A 16,029-nucleotide genomic window follows, 5' to 3' on the forward strand; every position below is an offset into this window, starting at 1 on the left:
TGAAAACAATCCCATCAAGAGGCCTTCAGACAATGACCCCATTGAAAATCGCGGTACTCGACGACTGGCAAAACGTAGCCAGCGATGTGGTGGACTGGTCAGTGCTCGGCTCAGTGGGCAAGGTCAGTTTTCTGCATGACTACCCTGCTGATACATCGACCATGGCGCAGCGCTTGCGAGATTTCGACATCATTTGCGTGATGCGCGAGCGAACCCTGTTCGATGCGGCGCTGCTCAGCCAGTTGCCGGCGCTGAAACTGCTGGTCACCGGTGGCATGCGCAATGCAGCGATCGATACTGCTGCGGCGAAGCGTCAGGGCGTTGTGGTGTGCGGAACTGAAAGTTATAAGCATGCGGCACCGGAGCTGACCTGGGCGCTGATCATGGGCATCACCCGTAACCTGGTGGCCGAGGCCAACTCGTTGCGCGCCGGCAACTGGCAGGTCGGACTGGGCAGCGACCTGCATGGCAAAACCCTGGGTATTCTCGGCCTGGGCAGTATCGGTAAGTGGATCGCCCGCTACGGGCAGGCCTTCGGCATGAAAGTCATTGCCTGGAGCCAGAACCTGACACCAGAAGCTGCTGCCGAGTCAGGCGTCGTCCATGTCAGCAAACAGCAACTGTTCGAACAGGCCGATGTGCTGTCGGTGCACCTGGTGCTCAGCGATCGCAGCCGTGGCCTGGTGGACGCAGAAGCACTGAGCTGGATGAAGCCCGACGCTTATCTGATCAACTCGTCACGCGGCCCGATCATCGATCAGGCCGCGCTGATCGAAACATTGCGCCAGCGCAGAATCGCCGGCGCTGCGCTGGACGTCTTCGACATCGAACCGCTGCCGGCCGACCACCCGTTCCGCACACTGGACAACGTGCTGGCGACCCCGCACATCGGTTACGTCACCGAGAACAACTACCGGACTTTCTACGGGCAGATGATCGAAGACATCCAGGCGTGGCATGTGGGGTCGCCGATTCGGGTGTTTGGCTGACGAGTCCTGCAACATCAGACTGTCACCTATGGATGCGACGCTACGTCCGGGCATTGTGTATGAGCACCCGTAAAGCCTGACCAGGGGGCTCGCTGCCGGCCCCCGCTTCCAGGCCAGTAAACGACCGGCGCTTCGGGCAAAAAAGACCAGAACCGAATTAACCGTGCAGACGTTTGCTGCAATGGAAATCAGTTCCATACGAAACTTCTCGTCCGATGGACAATGTCCGGAATAGAATTGCGCCCTGAGCCCGGTTATCAATAAACAACAGACAAAAGAAAAATAGTCGCACACTCGTCATATCAAGTTTCCGACTTTTTTATATGAATACTGACATTCAATAAGTCATCGCCTGACTCGAGATTCATTCTCCTGCTTTAACAGGCGCAGTCACTTTTCGCACAGACCATTGAGACATCCGATGAATATCCGCTCCGCCAGGCCACATGACAGCCTCATGGCCGCTAACGAGAAACCTGTCATGGCAGACAGGACCCCACAGCCGGCGAGCGCTGGTGCGACGGGTGCAACTTCGGATACGCAGGCGAAACTCGATACCTACACCCCCTCCGACAGGCGCTCCGCTGAAGCAGCGGAAACCTCTCCGGTCTATACAAGAGCAATGTTCAAACGAAGTGCTCAAGCGCTGGAGAACGGAGCATCCCCGTCGGACACGGCGTTACTTGCCAGTCAAAAAGCGCTTGCCAGTCAGGACGATACCAAGGCCGTGCTCAATGACGTGGCCACTGTCAAAGACAACACGCCCCCTGCCGAGCCAGATAATAAAGTCAAAGACAAAGACAAGGTGTCCTCTGCAGAGCTCGTCAAAACTGCCGAGCCTGTCTTGCGCGGGGGAGCCAACGTCAATCCTGATGATATCGCCACACCTGCCGCGGCCACGAAGATGATTCAGGACCTCAAAGCGATTGGAGGCGGAACCTTGCGCTTTCAGATGACGCACGACCAGATTCAGGATGGCAGGCAGTTGGATAAGCTCAGGGCATTGCTGAGTGAAGGGGGCAAACAGGGTGTCAAAGTTCAGTTCACGTTTCGCGACAACGCGAATCAGGGTAGCGGAAACGTGCTGACGGGAGACAAATTGAAGCAGGCCTCGGCTGATATCAGTGGCGTGCTCAAAAGGTTTGGCAGTCTTCCCGGTTTTGTGCTGGATACTTTCCATCAGGGTGGTAAAAGCGCAAATCAGGAATGGGCTGACATGCAGACCACGTTAATTAAATCTGCGCGCAATGCCGGTTATAAAGGAAGTATTGTTGTCGAGGATAGCAACTGGGGGGGCGGACTGACTGCAGGTCCGCAAAGCGGCCTGGTCAAGTTTGCCGATCAATTAAAGGCCGCCAATGGCGAAGACAACCCAGCCCTGATTGGAAGTTTTCATGTGTATGCCAGGGAAAGCGAAGCCTCTTCGCGACTTGCCAACCAGATCAAGGCATTGAAAGAGGCCGGCTATAAATTCCAGATTGGTGAAGTGGGTAATGCCAACCTGACGGCAGGCAATACCTTCCAGCAAAAGGACGCCGCCACTAAAGCCCTGCAGGACAATATGAGCGCGCTCAAAGCCGCCGGCGCGGACATTTTACCCGGCAAGGACCAGTTTCAGGATGGCAAACTTCGCCGCCATACCGGTTTTTCAAAGGCCGATCAGTACTGATGAGGCCATGCTGCGTGTGAACAAGGGCCGGAGCCCATGACACACGCGGCTGAAGCTGCCCCTGAAGGCTCAGGCTTTCTCTGTCAGAACCCGATACCTGCAGCATTACAACGTATAAGCAATCCCCACCTGCACCGTTCGCGGAGCGCCCGGATAGGCGTAGACGTTGCCGAACGAGCCTTCTTCATACTCGGTGTTGAACACATTCTTCAGGTCCAGATTGAGCTTCACGTGCGGATTGACCTTGTAATAGGCCAGCAAGTCGAACACCGTATAGCTGTCCATCGAGAAAGAGGTGTTGGCCGTACGCCCGGCGCGCTGGTCGACATAGCGACCGCCGCCGCCCAGACCCAGACCACGCAGGGCGCCGTCCTGAAACTCGTAGACATTGAGCAGGCTGAACGTTTGCTCGGGAATGTTCATCAGCCGTGTACCGGACCGCAGCGTGTTGTCCTTGGTGACCTCGGCGTCTACGTAGGCGTAGCTGCCCATCACCCGCCACTCGGGCGTCAGGTTGCCGACCACGTTCAGGTCCAGGCCGCGACTGCGCACCTCGCCGGCCGCCACACTGAACGTTGAATCGACCGGGTCGGTGGTCAGCACGTTACGCTTCTCGATCTGATAGATCGCCGTGTCGACACTCAGTTGCCCGTCCAGCGCCTCCCACTTGGTTCCGATCTCATAGGATTTGCCCTCCTCCGGCTTGAACCCGCCACCCAGTCGGCTGGCACCGCTGTTGGGCTTGAACGAGCGAGCGGTCGTGGCATAGACGGCAAGATCGTCGGTCAGGTCGTAGCTCAGGCCGAGGCGCGGTGTGACGGCGTTATCGCTGGCAGTCCAGCTGCTGGTACCGGGCAGGAAAGAATCGTAATCGTGTTCGAAACGCTCCAGACGCACACCGCCCAGCAGCTTCAGGCGCTCGGTCAGGGCCACCTGGTCCTGCACGAAGGCAGCCCAGGTCTTGAGGTTTTCCTTGTCGTGGGTGGTCGTTCGAGTCAGTGCCGGACGAGCCTGGCCGTAGACCGGATCGAAGATGTCGATCGGGTAGGCACCCGCTGCACCGCTTGAGCGTCGAATGATCGACTTGTAGTCGTAATCTTCATACTCGACACCGGTCAGCAGCGTGTGCTCGAAACCGCCAGCCGAAAAATGCCCGGTCAGGTTCAGTTGCACATCGCGATCGGTCCACTCCAGCTTGCGATAGTTGAAGTTGCGCCCGAGCGTGCGACCGTCCGCTGCCAGCCCGTTGGCCTCGATGGCATCGCCTTGCAGGGAGCCATCAAGGATCTGCACGCCGCCGCCCAGCGTCCAGTCCGCGTTGAGGTCATGCTCGAAGCGCAGTTGTGCCATGTTGTTGTCGTTATGCAGCTTGCCCACACTCTTCTCGCCGAAGAACGTGTCGCGGGAAGCAGTGCCCACCTGGTTGGCATACCGCGTCAGGCCACGATCCAGCGGCGCGTTGTTGCGCATGAAGTCACCTTCGAAGGTGATCCGCGTGGCGTCGTCGACCTGCCAGCTCAATACCGGCGCCACACCATAGCGCTCGGTTTCGACGTGGTCACGGAACGTATCACCGCCCTCACCCACCACATTCAGGCGATAGGCAAAACGGCCTTGGTCATCCAGTGGCCCCGAGGCATCCAGCGTTCCGCGCTTCATGCCCTGATCATTGAGCTGACTGCCCAGCGTCACGGAAGGCTCGGCCAACGGCTGTTTGGAAACCACGTTGAAGGTGCCGCCCGGATCGCCGCGGCCATAAAGTGTGGTGGCCGGACCGCGCAGCACCTCAAGACGCTCGATGGTATTGGCGTCCGGCATGTTCGGATAACCGCGATTGATCGGGAAGCCATTGCGGTAGAACTCGCCGGTGGTGAAGCCGCGCACCGTAAACGTGGTCAGCCCTTGACCACCGAAGTTGTTGGCCCGCCCGACGCCGCCCGCGTAGTCGAGAGCATCCTGCAAACGTGTGGAACCGATATCCTCGACCGCTTCGCGGGTTACGACGCTGACCGATTGCGGGGTTTCGTGCAACGAGGTATCGGTACGCGTGGCACTGGCAGAGCGTGTGGCCCGATAACCATCGACCGGCCCTTGTGCCGTTTCGGCATTGGCGGCGCCCTGGATATCGATATTCTGCAATTCCATGGCAGGTTGGAAACCAGCCACCTGATCAGCCCAGGCCGCTTGAGAGATAGCCTGGATAACGCAAAGTGAAACGAGAGTACGACGCATCGACGTGCAGCCCTTGGCAAGAAAGCCAGACCTCTTGGGACCTGGCAGGATTTTTTTGCGAATAGTACAGATTCGTATTAACGCCTGATACAAATTCCCAAAAATGTTCTTGGCCAGTGTCTTTATGTCGCTTAGCCAATGTGGCGATAAACAGGCAAACTGCGCTTATTGCGCCTCACGAGAGAACCCCCGATGCCTCTTTCCCACAAGCCTGCCGATCCTCATTGCGCCTTGCTGGTGATCGACATGCAGTACGATTTCATGCCCGGCGGGCAACTGGCGGTGGCTGACGGCGATGCGCTGCTGCCACTGATCAACCGTCTCGGGGCGCGCTTTTCCCAGGTGGTCATCACTCAGGACTGGCATCCTGCCGGGCACATTTCCTTTGCTTCAAGCCACGCCCAACGCCTGCCGTTCGAGAGCATCACCCTGCCCTACGGTCCGCAGACGCTGTGGCCGGATCATTGCGTACAAGGCAGCCACGGTGCGCAGTTGCATGCCGACCTTGATCTGCCTCACGCGCAACTGATCCTGCGCAAGGGCTGCAACGCGCAAATCGACAGTTACTCGGCATTTCTGGAGGCAGACCGCACGACCCGCACAGGGCTGGCCGGCTACCTGACGGAGCGTGGCATCGATACGGTATTCGTGGTGGGCCTGGCGCTGGACTTCTGTGTCGCCTGGTCGGCTCAGGATGCACGCGGTGCCGGTTTCAACACCTTTGTGATCGAAGACGCCTGTCGCGCCATCGACATGAACGGCTCGCTGGAGAACGCCTGGAAGACCATGCTGGGCATGGGTATCGAACGCGTGCAGAGTGCCGATCTGCTGGGCTAGACCGACACATCTGCGCACTGGCTCAAACAATTCTCGATACGCCCTGCGGCTGGCGAACGACGGCGCGCGGCGCCTGTCTGAAGCATCGGACCGGCATTGCCCAGGTCGTTCCATTTCATCACTGGCGCTGAGGACGTTGTATGGATCACGAAGTAGATGGCAAGACCCCCGGCCTGTCAGCCGAGGAAGAGCGCGAGATTGATGAGAATCAGCCACCCCGCGCGGCGGTGTTGCACGAAACCATTCGCATGCAGGGCGACCACGAACTGGAGCGCAGCGTTGCCGCGCTGTGGTGGTCGGCATTGGCCGCAGGGCTGACCATGGGCCTGTCGCTGATGGCGATGGGTTTGTTGAACTCGCGCCTCGAAGGCATCCCCGGCAGCCATGTGATCAGCAGCCTTGGCTATTCGGCAGGGTTTCTGGCGGTGATCCTGGCGCGCCAGCAACTGTTCACGGAAAACACCATCACGGCTGTGCTGCCGGTCATGAGCAAGCTGAACCTGGCCAACATCTGGCGGCTGTTGCGCTTGTGGGGTGTGGTTCTGACCGGCAATCTGGTCGGCACACTGCTGGTCGCCTACGTCATGCTCAACCTGCCGATTTTCGACGCCAGCACTGACAAGGCGTTTCTGGAAATCGGCCACAAGGTCATGGAAAACGACATGGCCCAGATGTTTTCCAAGGGCATCGTCTCGGGCTGGATGATTGCGACCATGGTCTGGATGATAGCGTCGATGGAAAACGCCAAGATAGCGATCATTGTGCTTATCACTTACCTGATGGCGCTCGGCGACTTCACGCACATCGTGGTGGGTTCGGCCGAAGTATCCTATCTTGTATTCGCAGGTGAGCTGGGCTGGAAAGATTTCTGGTTCGCTTTCGCAGGGCCCACCCTGGCGGGCAACATTATCGGTGGCAGCTTTATTTTCGCTTTGATCAGCCATGCGCAGATCCGCAGTGAAAAAGACACCACAGAGAAAATGGAGCGTGATCGCAAAAACAAGGAAGAAAAACGTCGCCTGGATAAAGCGCAAAAGCTCAAGGAAGCGGATTCCGCAGCAAAGCAGGAAATATGATCCCTATCATTAAACTTTCTTTCAGGAAACGCGGCGGGTTTTAAAGGCAGAATGAATCTTTGAACGCACTTATTCAGGCAGGGACCATGACCCGAATTCTGGCAATCGAAGATGATGCCATCACTGCAAAGGAAATCGTGACCGAACTCAGTAGCCACGGACTGGAAGTGGACTGGGTCGACAATGGCCGTGACGGCCTGGCGCGTGCAGTGAGTGGCGATTATGACCTTATTACCCTGGACCGCATGTTGCCGGAGATGGATGGTCTGACCATCGTCACCCACTTGCGTGCCCAGGGCATTTCCACGCCGATCCTGATGATCAGCGCCCTCTCCGACGTGGACGAACGCGTTCGGGGTCTGCGTGCCGGTGGGGATGACTATCTGCCAAAGCCCTTCGCGTCGGATGAGATGGCCGCGCGCGTCGAGGTGCTGTTACGGCGCAGCAACCCGGTCAGTGCCGCCAAGACGGTATTGCAGGTTGCCGACCTGGAACTGAACCTGATTACCCGGGAAGCCTGTCGCGGCGGCGAGCCGCTGACCCTGCTGCCCACCGAATTCAAGCTGCTCGAGTTCCTGATGCGCAACAGCGGACAGATCATCACCCGAATGATGATTTTTCAGGAAGTCTGGGGCTACCACTTCGATCCGGGCACCAACCTGATCGACGTTCACATCGGCCGTTTGCGCAAGAAGATCGACCAACCCGGTACCGCACAGCTCATTCAGACCGTGCGAGGATCCGGCTATGTCATTGCCGAACCCGTCTAACGGCTGGCGATCATCCACAAGTCGATTACTGGCACTGTACAGCTCGCTGTTCGTAGCCTGGAGCGTGATTCTGCTAGGCGTGCTGTATTGGGAGGTGACGTCCTATCTGGACACCCTCGCGCGCCAGTCGCTGACCCATCGCCAGCAACTGTTTTCGCGCTTCGAGGGGCAGGGACTGATGGACGCTCTGGCCACCAGCATGACCTTCGATACCCGCTCGGTGGATGCCTACGGTCTGTTCGACGAGAACTTCCGCCCGGTTGCCGGGCCCATCACCAGCATCCCGAAAAACCTGCCCATCGACGGCCAGATTCACGTACTGAACGACTGCATCGAATCGGACGATCCAGGCATGCCGCAAGGCAGCTGCGATGCGATCGTCAATCGTACGCCGGACGGCCGCTGGCTGGTTCTGGTTCGCGAGAACGGTTCGCTGTTCGCCGTGAGCACGCTGATCCTGCATGCCTTGCTGTGGGGCATCTCGCTGACCATTATTCCCGGAGTTGCCGGCTGGCATTTGCTGCGCCGTCGGCCGTTGCGGCGTATCCGCGCGATCCAGGCCAGCGCCGAATCAATCATCGCCGGCGACATGGCCGGCCGTCTGCCGGTTTCCAACAGGCGAGATGAGCTGGACATGCTGGCGGTGATCGTCAACGCCATGCTCGACCGTATCGAAAAGCTCATGAACGAGGTCAAGGGCGTCTGCGACAACATCGCCCATGACCTGCGCACACCGCTGACCCGCCTGCGTGCGCAGCTTTACCGTATTCAGCAGCAGTCAGCGCACGATTCGAGCCATGCCACCCAGATAGCCCAGGTCATCAGCGAAGCTGACACGCTGATGGCACGCTTCCGCGGGCTGCTGCGCATTTCCGAACTGGAAGACCGCCAGCGACGCTCGGCATTCGTTGAACTGGAACTGCGCCCATTGCTGCAGGAGCTGCATGATTTCTATCTGCCGCTGGCTGAAGAAGACCAGATCACCCTGATACTCGACCTGCATGAAACGTTACCTACTCTGGTAGGCGACCGCGCCCTGCTGTTCGAAGCACTGACCAACCTGCTGGGCAATGCCATCAAGTTCACCCCTGGCGGTGGAATCGTCAAAATCAGTGCCTACCCTGCCCCTGGCGGCACCACGCCGTGCATCGAAGTACAGGATTCCGGGCCTGGCATCCCCGTCGCCGAGCGCGCCGCTGTGTTCCAGCGCTTTTATCGCAGTGAGGCCGGCACCGAGCAAAGCGGCTTCGGTCTCGGTCTCTCGGTAGTAGCCGCAATCGTCAATCTGCACGGTTTTACGCTGCAGATAGGCACCAGCGAATACGGCGGCGCAAGTTTGCTGCTGGAATGCCGCACAGTGAATACGCTGGCCTGAAACTCAGGCACCTTCAAGCCCATGACTGCATGACCGTGCCTGCTTTTTGACGAGATTAAAGCGTCTGGCCCGGTGGTTTCAGCTATTTCGATATTAATCTGGCGCGTTCTGCCAAGTGCTCATGTGTAACTATATGTTTCATATGTGCGCCTGGGTTGACCGTTTCAGCACGCACAGTTTCCTCTCAATAAATACGCTTTTCAGGCTCGATACGGCGTTTTTCCCCGATTAAATCCACCTGTCGCTCGAAAGATGATGGCTAAACGCCAAAGCACAATGTGAGCGAATAGACATTTTTGTGACGTCAGTGACTTGTCGCCATGCTGGCACTGCGTTATCTATGTCCAGGCAAACACAGTTCCTGCGGTAACGTTTCCGCTGCACCCAGAATAATAACTCACCGGATTTCGCCACTTACCAGGCGAGGCTTTGGCATGGCTGCCGAAGCAGAGAACGCTGCACTAATTGCTGGATAAAATTTAGCTGGGAGGCTGTTATGGGCGCACAATCGAAGATTCTAACGATCGGTAAGTACAAGGTTTACGCCGAGACTTACTGGAAAGGCAGCGACGCCAAGACCATTCTGCTGGTCAACGGCGCACTGTCGACCACTGGCTCTTTCGGGCAGACAGTCAAATACTTGCAACCGCACTACAATCTGGTGCTGTTCGATCTGCCGTTTTCGGGGCAATCCCGAGCGCACAACCCGGACGACATGATTGTCAGCAAGGAAGATGAAGTAAACATTCTTCTGCAACTGATTGATCTTTATCAGGTGAACCACCTACTGTCGGTCTCCTGGGGCGGTGTGTCGGCCCTGCTGGCCCTTTCCGAGTGCCCTCCATCCGTGGAGAAGGCAATCATCAGCTCGTTCTCGCCGGTCCTCAACGAGGCCATGCTCGACTACATCGACAACGCTCAGGTCTATCTCGCCGCACGCGAGAAACGCAAGATCGGCTCACTGCTCAACGACACCGTGGGCAAGTACCTGCCACGCCTGTTCAAACTCTATAACTACAAGCACCTGATCAGTCTGGCCGAGCACGAATATCGCCAGATCGACTTTCATATCAGCCAGATTCGCCAACTAAGCGCCAGTAACTACGTCGAGCGTTTCTCCTCGATCAACATTCCGGTGCTGTTCATCAACGGTGAAAAAGATGAATACACCACCGTTGAAGATGCGCGCATGTTTTCCAACTACATCACCAAAAGCACTTTCAATGTAGTTCCGGACACCGGGCACTTTCTGGACCTGGAAAGCAAGGCGGCGTGGCACCACTCGCAAAGAACCGCACTGACATTCCTGGGTACTGAAGCCACCCAGGAGATTTGGCCCAGCGTCACCGCGATGGCCTGAAGCTCGCTCGCCTGCGCCCGGAAAGCCTTGGTGCTTTTCCGGCGTGACGCTGTGATGGATGGGTGTTGGTTTCGTTGATCGGGCAGTGCTATTCGTTGATGACTTTTCCCTTTGCAACGCTCCTGCGTTCGTGCGGCTGTGAAAAAACTTCTGCTGGTGGTCAGTGTGGTGCCCCTGGGTCTGATCGGCGTGGTCGCGGCCTTGTTGATTTCCGGGTATCCGCTGGGGTTCGTGGCGATTCCTGGCGTGCTGGCGCTGATCGGCATCATCATCCGCAACTCGGTGATTCTGGTGACGCAGATCGATGAATTCATTGCCGCCGGGGAAAGCGCCTGGACATCGGTGGTCAAGGCCACCGAACATCGCTGCCGACCGATTACGCTCACCGTAGCGGCCGCGAGCCTGGGCATGATCCCGATTGCCCGCGAGGTGTTCTGGGGACCGATGGCCATCGCGATGATCGGCGGCATCGCCATCGCCACCCTGCTGACCCTGTTTTTCCTGCCGGCACTGTATATGGTCAGCTATCGGATCAAGCCACCTGCTGTTTAGCAGGTCAGATTTCGACAGGCAGAAAATCGAACAGCGCCTGCGGTGCCTCGACCAACATAATGCGCTTGAGCGGATCCGGGCATTCAAGCGCGCGGAACTGCTCGACCACACGGGGGTAGCTGACCACGTGCTCATGCTGGGTGTGCGGCCAGTCGCTGCCCCATACCAGTCGGCGTGGACCAAAGCTCTGCAGCAGCAATGGCAATGCCGCGCGAGCAAACGCCGCGTTCTGCTCGACACTGCCGCGCAGACGGTAGATTGCCGAAACCTTCATCCATAGCTGCCCGCTCAGCCCCAATTCCAGCAGGGCCTGGAACGCCGGATCATCAACACCAAGACGCGCATCGGGCCGCCCGAAATGGTCAATCACCAGCTTGCAACCAAACGGCAGCAACTGCCGGACCAGCCCCGGCAGGTCAGCTATCTCGCGGTGCAGTTCGACATGCCAGCCGAGCGTCCAGATGTGTTTGAACAGCGTCTTCCATTCCGGTGCGGCGAAGTCCGGCAGCGGCTTGCCGATCAGGTTCAGGCGGATGCCGACAATGCCCAGCCTGGCCATATGCTGCAACGCACCGCGACTGATGTCCGTGTCGACCACTGCCACGCCGCGCAACCGGTCCGGAGCCTGCGCCAGAGCGTTGAGCAGAAACCGGTTATCGGTCCCCAGAAAACTGGGCTGGACCAGTACGCCGTGGCTCAGGCCATGTTCACTCAGGTTGGCCAGATAGGCCTGCACCGTTGCGTCGTAGTCAGGGCTGTAACGTCGCCCTGACGCCAGGCTCAAATCCTTGCTGAAGACATGTGCGTGGGCATCGATGCCCAGCATTGGCGTGGTACAGGAATCAGTCATGGGTTCGTCTATAAGAAGTCGACGCGGTGCCGCAACACCGCGGATGAAAGGATTTTCAAGCTTGCTGCGCTGCGCCCTTGTCCAGTGGCTCGGCAACCGGCAGCGTGGCTTCGAGGTTGCGTCCACGGGTTTCCGGCAGGCAGAAAGCGGCAATCATTGCCACGCCGTAGGCAATGCCGGCGTCGATGCCGATGGCGCTGCCAAGCGACATTGACTGGCTCATATGCCCTACCAGAAACGGAAACACCGCCGACAGCACGCGCCCGAAGTTGTAGCAGAAGCCCACCCCGGCACCACGTACCTCTGCCGGGTACAGCTCATTGAAAAACGAGCCGAGGCTGGCCGGAATGCCTGCTGCGAAAAAGCCCAGCGGAAAACCGAGAAACAGCATCTGTGTGTTGCTCAACGGCAGCATCAGGTAGCACTGCACGGTAACCACGCAACACAAGGCGAACAGCATGATGTTCCTGCGTCGACCAATGCGATCGATCAACAGACCGCTGCACACGCAGCCACACCAGAACGCGACGATAATGACCGCCAGATAGCCGCCGGAGCTGAGCACTGACAGGTTGCGCTCGGTTTTGAGAAAGGTCGGCAACCAGGTCATGACCGCGTGATAACCGCCATGCGCACCAAGCCCCAGCAAGCCACCGAGCAAGGTAACGCGCAGCAGCTCGGGGCGAAAAATCCCGGCCATCGACTTGAAGAAGTTGACCTTCGGCGCGGCGCTTTTCTGCATGCGCAGGAAGCTGTCCGGCTCTTCGACATTGCGTCGCACCCAGATGATCATCAGGGCGGGCAGCAGGCCGACAAAGAACATCACCCGCCAGGCGATATCCTCCGGCACAAACGAATAAATCAGGGTGAACAGCACCACCGCCAAGCCCCAGCCGACGGCCCACGCACTTTGCACGGTGGCCATGACCTTGCCGCGGTAACGGGACTGGATCGTCTCGGCCATCAGCACCGCGCCTGCCGCCCACTCACCACCGATGCCAAAGCCCTGCAGTGCCTTGACGATCAGCAACTGGTTGAAACCGGTCACGAACGCAGACAAAAAGGTAAAGAAGGAAAACCACAGGATCATCCACTGCAGCGTGCGCACCCGACCATAGCGGTCCGACAGCGTCCCGCCCAACCAACCACCCAACGCAGATGTCACCAGCGTTACCGCGCTGATCAGCCCGGCATCGCCCTTGGTCAGGGCAAAGGCAGCAATCAGGGCCGGAATGGCCAGACCGAACATCTGCACCTCCAGAGCGTCCAGCGACCAGCCGCCAAAACAGGCCCAGAAGGTCTTGCGTTCCTTGGGAGTGACGTCGCGATACCAGTTGAACATGGCTTTTTATCCTTAATGGGCGTTGAGCGGCTCTGGCAGACTGCAGCGCTGTCAGCGAATTTCCACGCTGTAGCGGAAATGGCTGGCGTGCCCTCGCGAACGACGCCACTCCAGTGGCTCACCGGCGTAATCGCGAGCCACACGTTCGATGACCACTACCGCACTGCCAACCGGAATCTGCAGCAAGCGGCCGTACACGTCGTTGACCGTCTCGGCCGTCAGGCTTTCTTGCGCGTAGGCGACCACTTGACCGCAGACGTCTTCGTAGATCGGATAAAGCAATGGCCCCTGCGTATCGAGGTCCAACTCCAGCAATGCCTGAAACCGCACCCGTGGCAACCAGATTTCTTCAGCCAGCACCGGCTCGCCATCCAGCAACCGCAAGCGGACCATGCGAATCACCGGCGCACCGGCGCCAAGCCCCAACGCCTGAGCGACCGAGGAAGGCGCAGCCACAGGTTCGACGGACAAAATCCGGCTTTCCGGCACCCGGCGCTCACCCGCTTCGGTTTGAAAACGGAAAAAACGAAACAGCGATGACTGAAACTGCGCACGCCGAATGAACGTGCCACGCCCCTGCTGACGCTCCAGAATGTTATCGCTGACCAACAGATCAATGGCCTTGCGCACTGTGCCGGTAGACAGGCAATACTCCGCGGACAAAGCCGCCTCGGTAGGAATCGCCTCGCCCGGACGCCAGCGATTGTTGGCAATCTGCTCCGCCAGGCTGTCGCGCAGACGCTGATAAAGCGGTAGACGTTCGTCGCTGGAAAGCTTGTTCATTATTTTATTCATCCAGTCATCTATATGAATTTTTAAAAAGAGTATTCATCCGTGGCAGGCGAACGTCAATAGGTCGCGAACGCGCGCGACTATACCTTCAACTTGCTCCACGGGCGCTGATCATCATTCCCGGAAATATCCTGTATCAACTCGCCGCACCTACTTAATGGCCGACAAACCCGTTAGCCTGCGCTGCATCGATCAAAAACCGTCTGACAGACACGCATTAGCGTCTGACAGTCCATGCTCAAGCGAGACTTTCATGCCCCACTCGTCCCAATCCTCACATAACACTGCGACCATGACCCCGGCCATGGTCATGCTGTTTGCATTCTGCTGCGGCGCGATTGTCGCCAACATCTACTACGCCCAGCCGATCATCGAGCTGATTGCACCGGACATCGGGCTGTCGAGTACGGCGGCGAGTCTGATCGTTTCGTTGACGCAGATCGGTTACGCGCTGGGGCTGTTCTTTCTGGTGCCACTGGGTGATTTGCTGGAGAACCGCAGGCTGATGCTGATCACAACGGCGGTTGCGGTGCTCAGTCTGCTGGGCGCCGCCTTCGCCGAGCAGCCGAATGTGTTTTTGCTGGTCTCGCTGCTGGTCGGCTTCAGTTCGGTGTCAGTGCAGATGCTCATTCCGCTGGCGGCGCATCTGGCCCCGGAGGAGTCGCGTGGGCGGGTTGTTGGCGGGATCATGGGCGGGCTGCTTTTGGGGATTCTGCTGGCGCGGCCGATTGCCAGTCTGGTGGCTGACCACTTCGGCTGGCGGGCGGTGTTCGGCTCGGCGGCCGTGGTGATGATCGGCATCAGCGTGGTGCTGGCGACCACCATGCCAAAACGCCTCCCGGATCATCGTGCGTCCTACGGCCAGTTGCTGTTCTCGCTATGGACTCTCTTGCGTACTCAGCCGGTGCTACGCCAGCGTGCCTTTTATCAGGCCTGCATGTTCGCGACCTTCAGTCTGTTCTGGACTGCCGTCCCGCTGGAGCTGTCACGCAATCACGGGCTGTCGCAAACCCAGATCGCGATCTTCGCCCTGATCGGCGCGATTGGTGCCATTGCGGCGCCCATCAGCGGTCGCCTGGCAGACGCTGGCTACACCCGCATCGCGTCACTGGGCGCGCTGCTGTTCGGCGCACTGAGTTTTCTTCCGGGCCTGGTTCACCCTGCCTATAGTGTGATTGGCCTGGCCATAACGGGCGTAGTGCTGGATTTCTGCGTGCAGACCAGCATGGTGCTGGGCCAGCGCACGGTCTACGCGCTGGATGCCGCCAGCCGCAGCCGGCTCAACGCGCTGTACATGACCAGTATTTTTATCGGTGGCGCCATTGGCTCGGCCATCGCCAGCCCTCTGTTTGATCACGGCGGCTGGAGCTGGGTGCTGATCGCCGGCACCACGCTGCCGCTGATTGCGCTGCTGGCGTTTCTCAGGGATCGCTCCAAGCAAGGCGAAGGCTAATCGACCCTTAACGGGTCGACTGCTTCAACCAATCCGCCAGATCCATCACTTCAGCCTCGTTGATGCTGTGTCCCATGCCTTCATACGCATGGGACTGCGGCGTCAGGCCGAGCGATTTCAAGGTCGCTTCGGCTTGCGGGGCGCTGGCATAGGCCACTTGGCGATCCTGTGTGCCGTGACCTATGAATACGCTCAGGGCCTTTATATCGTCAGAGGCCTTGACCTCGGACTTCACGACCGGCAGCAGCCGTCCGCTCAATGCCGCGAAGCCGCCAACCAGTTTGGGCTGTCGCAGGGCGACTTCGTAACTCATCATTGCGCCCTGGCTGAACCCGATCAGGAAGACCTTGCCTGGCTGCGTGTGAAACTTCTCAGTGGCTTTGCCAATGAACGCAGCCAGCTGGGTACCGCTGCTTTTCAGGTCCTCGGTCACACCGTCGTAATCCGCGACGCCGGGCTTCTGGGTGAACCATTTGAAGCTGTCGGCGCGCAGCGCCACAGGAGCCTGCACCGAGACGTAGTTGTACTCGGCCGGAAGATGTTCCTTGAGCCCGAACAGGTCGGCCGCATTGCTGCCGTAACCGTGGATGAAAATCACCAGCGGCTGGTCAGGCTTGTCGACATTGGTCTGCGCCAGATAATCGAGTGGCAGATCGGTGTGCAAGGTGTCCTGCGCCTGTGCCATTCCGACGAAGGCAAACAGCAAGACAGCGAAGAATTTCAGCATGTTCA

At 58.6% G+C, this 16,029-nt stretch carries 13 protein-coding genes and 1 pseudogene; 9 read left to right on the top strand and 5 right to left on the bottom strand.

The window, feature by feature from the left end; genetic code table 11:
* The first annotated feature begins 32 nt into the window (after positions 1-32).
* Entirely contained in the window at positions 33-989 is a 957-nt protein-coding gene (locus BLR20_RS06245; protein WP_054993803.1) for a D-2-hydroxyacid dehydrogenase family protein, read from the top strand.
* 421 nt (positions 990-1,410) lie between these two features.
* Positions 1,411-2,658: a cellulase family glycosylhydrolase gene (locus tag BLR20_RS06250; protein ID WP_054993802.1), complete on the top strand. Its 1,248-nt coding sequence runs from the start codon at positions 1,411-1,413 to the stop codon at positions 2,656-2,658.
* A gap of 105 nt (positions 2,659-2,763) precedes the next feature.
* Here BLR20_RS06250 and BLR20_RS06255 read toward each other — a convergent pair whose 3' ends face one another.
* Positions 2,764-4,890 carry a TonB-dependent siderophore receptor gene (locus tag BLR20_RS06255; RefSeq protein WP_032612553.1) on the bottom strand — a complete coding sequence of 709 codons (2,127 nt, stop codon included), beginning with the start codon at positions 4,888-4,890 and terminating at the stop codon, positions 2,764-2,766.
* A gap of 192 nt (positions 4,891-5,082) precedes the next feature.
* Here BLR20_RS06255 and pncA point away from each other — a divergent pair, with 192 nt between their 5' ends.
* The 6 genes and pseudogenes from pncA to BLR20_RS06285 all read left to right on the top strand — a co-directional run.
* Positions 5,083-5,727 carry a bifunctional nicotinamidase/pyrazinamidase gene (gene pncA, locus BLR20_RS06260; protein WP_010426904.1) on the top strand — a complete coding sequence of 215 codons (645 nt, stop codon included), beginning with the start codon at positions 5,083-5,085 and terminating at the stop codon, positions 5,725-5,727.
* A 140-nt stretch (positions 5,728-5,867) separates the two neighbouring features.
* Positions 5,868-6,803 carry a formate/nitrite transporter family protein gene (locus tag BLR20_RS06265; protein WP_054993801.1) on the top strand — a complete coding sequence of 312 codons (936 nt, stop codon included), beginning with the start codon at positions 5,868-5,870 and terminating at the stop codon, positions 6,801-6,803.
* Positions 6,804-6,889: 86 nt separating this feature from the next.
* Complete coding sequence (locus BLR20_RS06270) at positions 6,890-7,573, top strand: response regulator transcription factor (protein WP_003371891.1); 684 nt, start codon at positions 6,890-6,892, stop codon at positions 7,571-7,573.
* On the top strand, positions 7,551-8,948 hold the full coding sequence (locus BLR20_RS06275; RefSeq protein WP_054993800.1) for a sensor histidine kinase: 1,398 nt from the start codon (positions 7,551-7,553) through the stop codon (positions 8,946-8,948). The genes BLR20_RS06270 and BLR20_RS06275 overlap by 23 nt, the downstream gene beginning before the upstream one ends.
* A gap of 496 nt (positions 8,949-9,444) precedes the next feature.
* On the top strand, positions 9,445-10,308 hold the full coding sequence (locus BLR20_RS06280; protein ID WP_010426911.1) for an alpha/beta fold hydrolase: 864 nt from the start codon (positions 9,445-9,447) through the stop codon (positions 10,306-10,308).
* A gap of 135 nt (positions 10,309-10,443) precedes the next feature.
* Positions 10,444-10,860: pseudogene (locus tag BLR20_RS06285) on the top strand (efflux RND transporter permease subunit); the annotation flags it as partial.
* 4 nt (positions 10,861-10,864) lie between these two features.
* On the opposite strand, the gene BLR20_RS06290 reads toward BLR20_RS06285, so the two are convergent.
* Genes BLR20_RS06290 through BLR20_RS06300 form a run of 3 tightly spaced genes read right to left on the bottom strand, consistent with a single transcriptional unit; the run spans position 10,865 to position 13,835 of the window.
* Complete coding sequence (locus BLR20_RS06290; RefSeq protein WP_054993798.1) at positions 10,865-11,710, bottom strand: amidohydrolase family protein; 846 nt, start codon at positions 11,708-11,710, stop codon at positions 10,865-10,867.
* Positions 11,711-11,765: 55 nt separating this feature from the next.
* Positions 11,766-13,052 (bottom strand): MFS transporter, encoded by a 1,287-nt coding sequence (locus BLR20_RS06295; RefSeq protein WP_054993797.1) that lies wholly within the window; start codon positions 13,050-13,052, stop codon positions 11,766-11,768.
* A 51-nt stretch (positions 13,053-13,103) separates the two neighbouring features.
* A complete protein-coding gene (locus BLR20_RS06300) occupies positions 13,104-13,835 on the bottom strand; it encodes a GntR family transcriptional regulator (RefSeq protein ID WP_010426918.1) in 732 nt (243 codons plus the stop codon).
* A 262-nt stretch (positions 13,836-14,097) separates the two neighbouring features.
* On the opposite strand from BLR20_RS06300, the gene BLR20_RS06305 reads away from it, so the two are divergent.
* The gene (locus BLR20_RS06305; protein WP_025990780.1) at positions 14,098-15,297 is read left to right on the top strand and encodes an MFS transporter; all 1,200 of its coding nucleotides are present in this window, start codon (positions 14,098-14,100) and stop codon (positions 15,295-15,297) included.
* Positions 15,298-15,304: 7 nt separating this feature from the next.
* Here BLR20_RS06305 and BLR20_RS06310 read toward each other — a convergent pair whose 3' ends face one another.
* The gene (locus tag BLR20_RS06310; protein ID WP_032612538.1) at positions 15,305-16,024 is read right to left on the bottom strand and encodes an alpha/beta hydrolase; all 720 of its coding nucleotides are present in this window, start codon (positions 16,022-16,024) and stop codon (positions 15,305-15,307) included.
* Positions 16,025-16,029 lie beyond the last annotated feature (5 nt).

It is taken from the genome of Pseudomonas congelans (assembly GCF_900103225.1).
Classification (GTDB): domain Bacteria; phylum Pseudomonadota; class Gammaproteobacteria; order Pseudomonadales; family Pseudomonadaceae; genus Aquipseudomonas; species Aquipseudomonas congelans.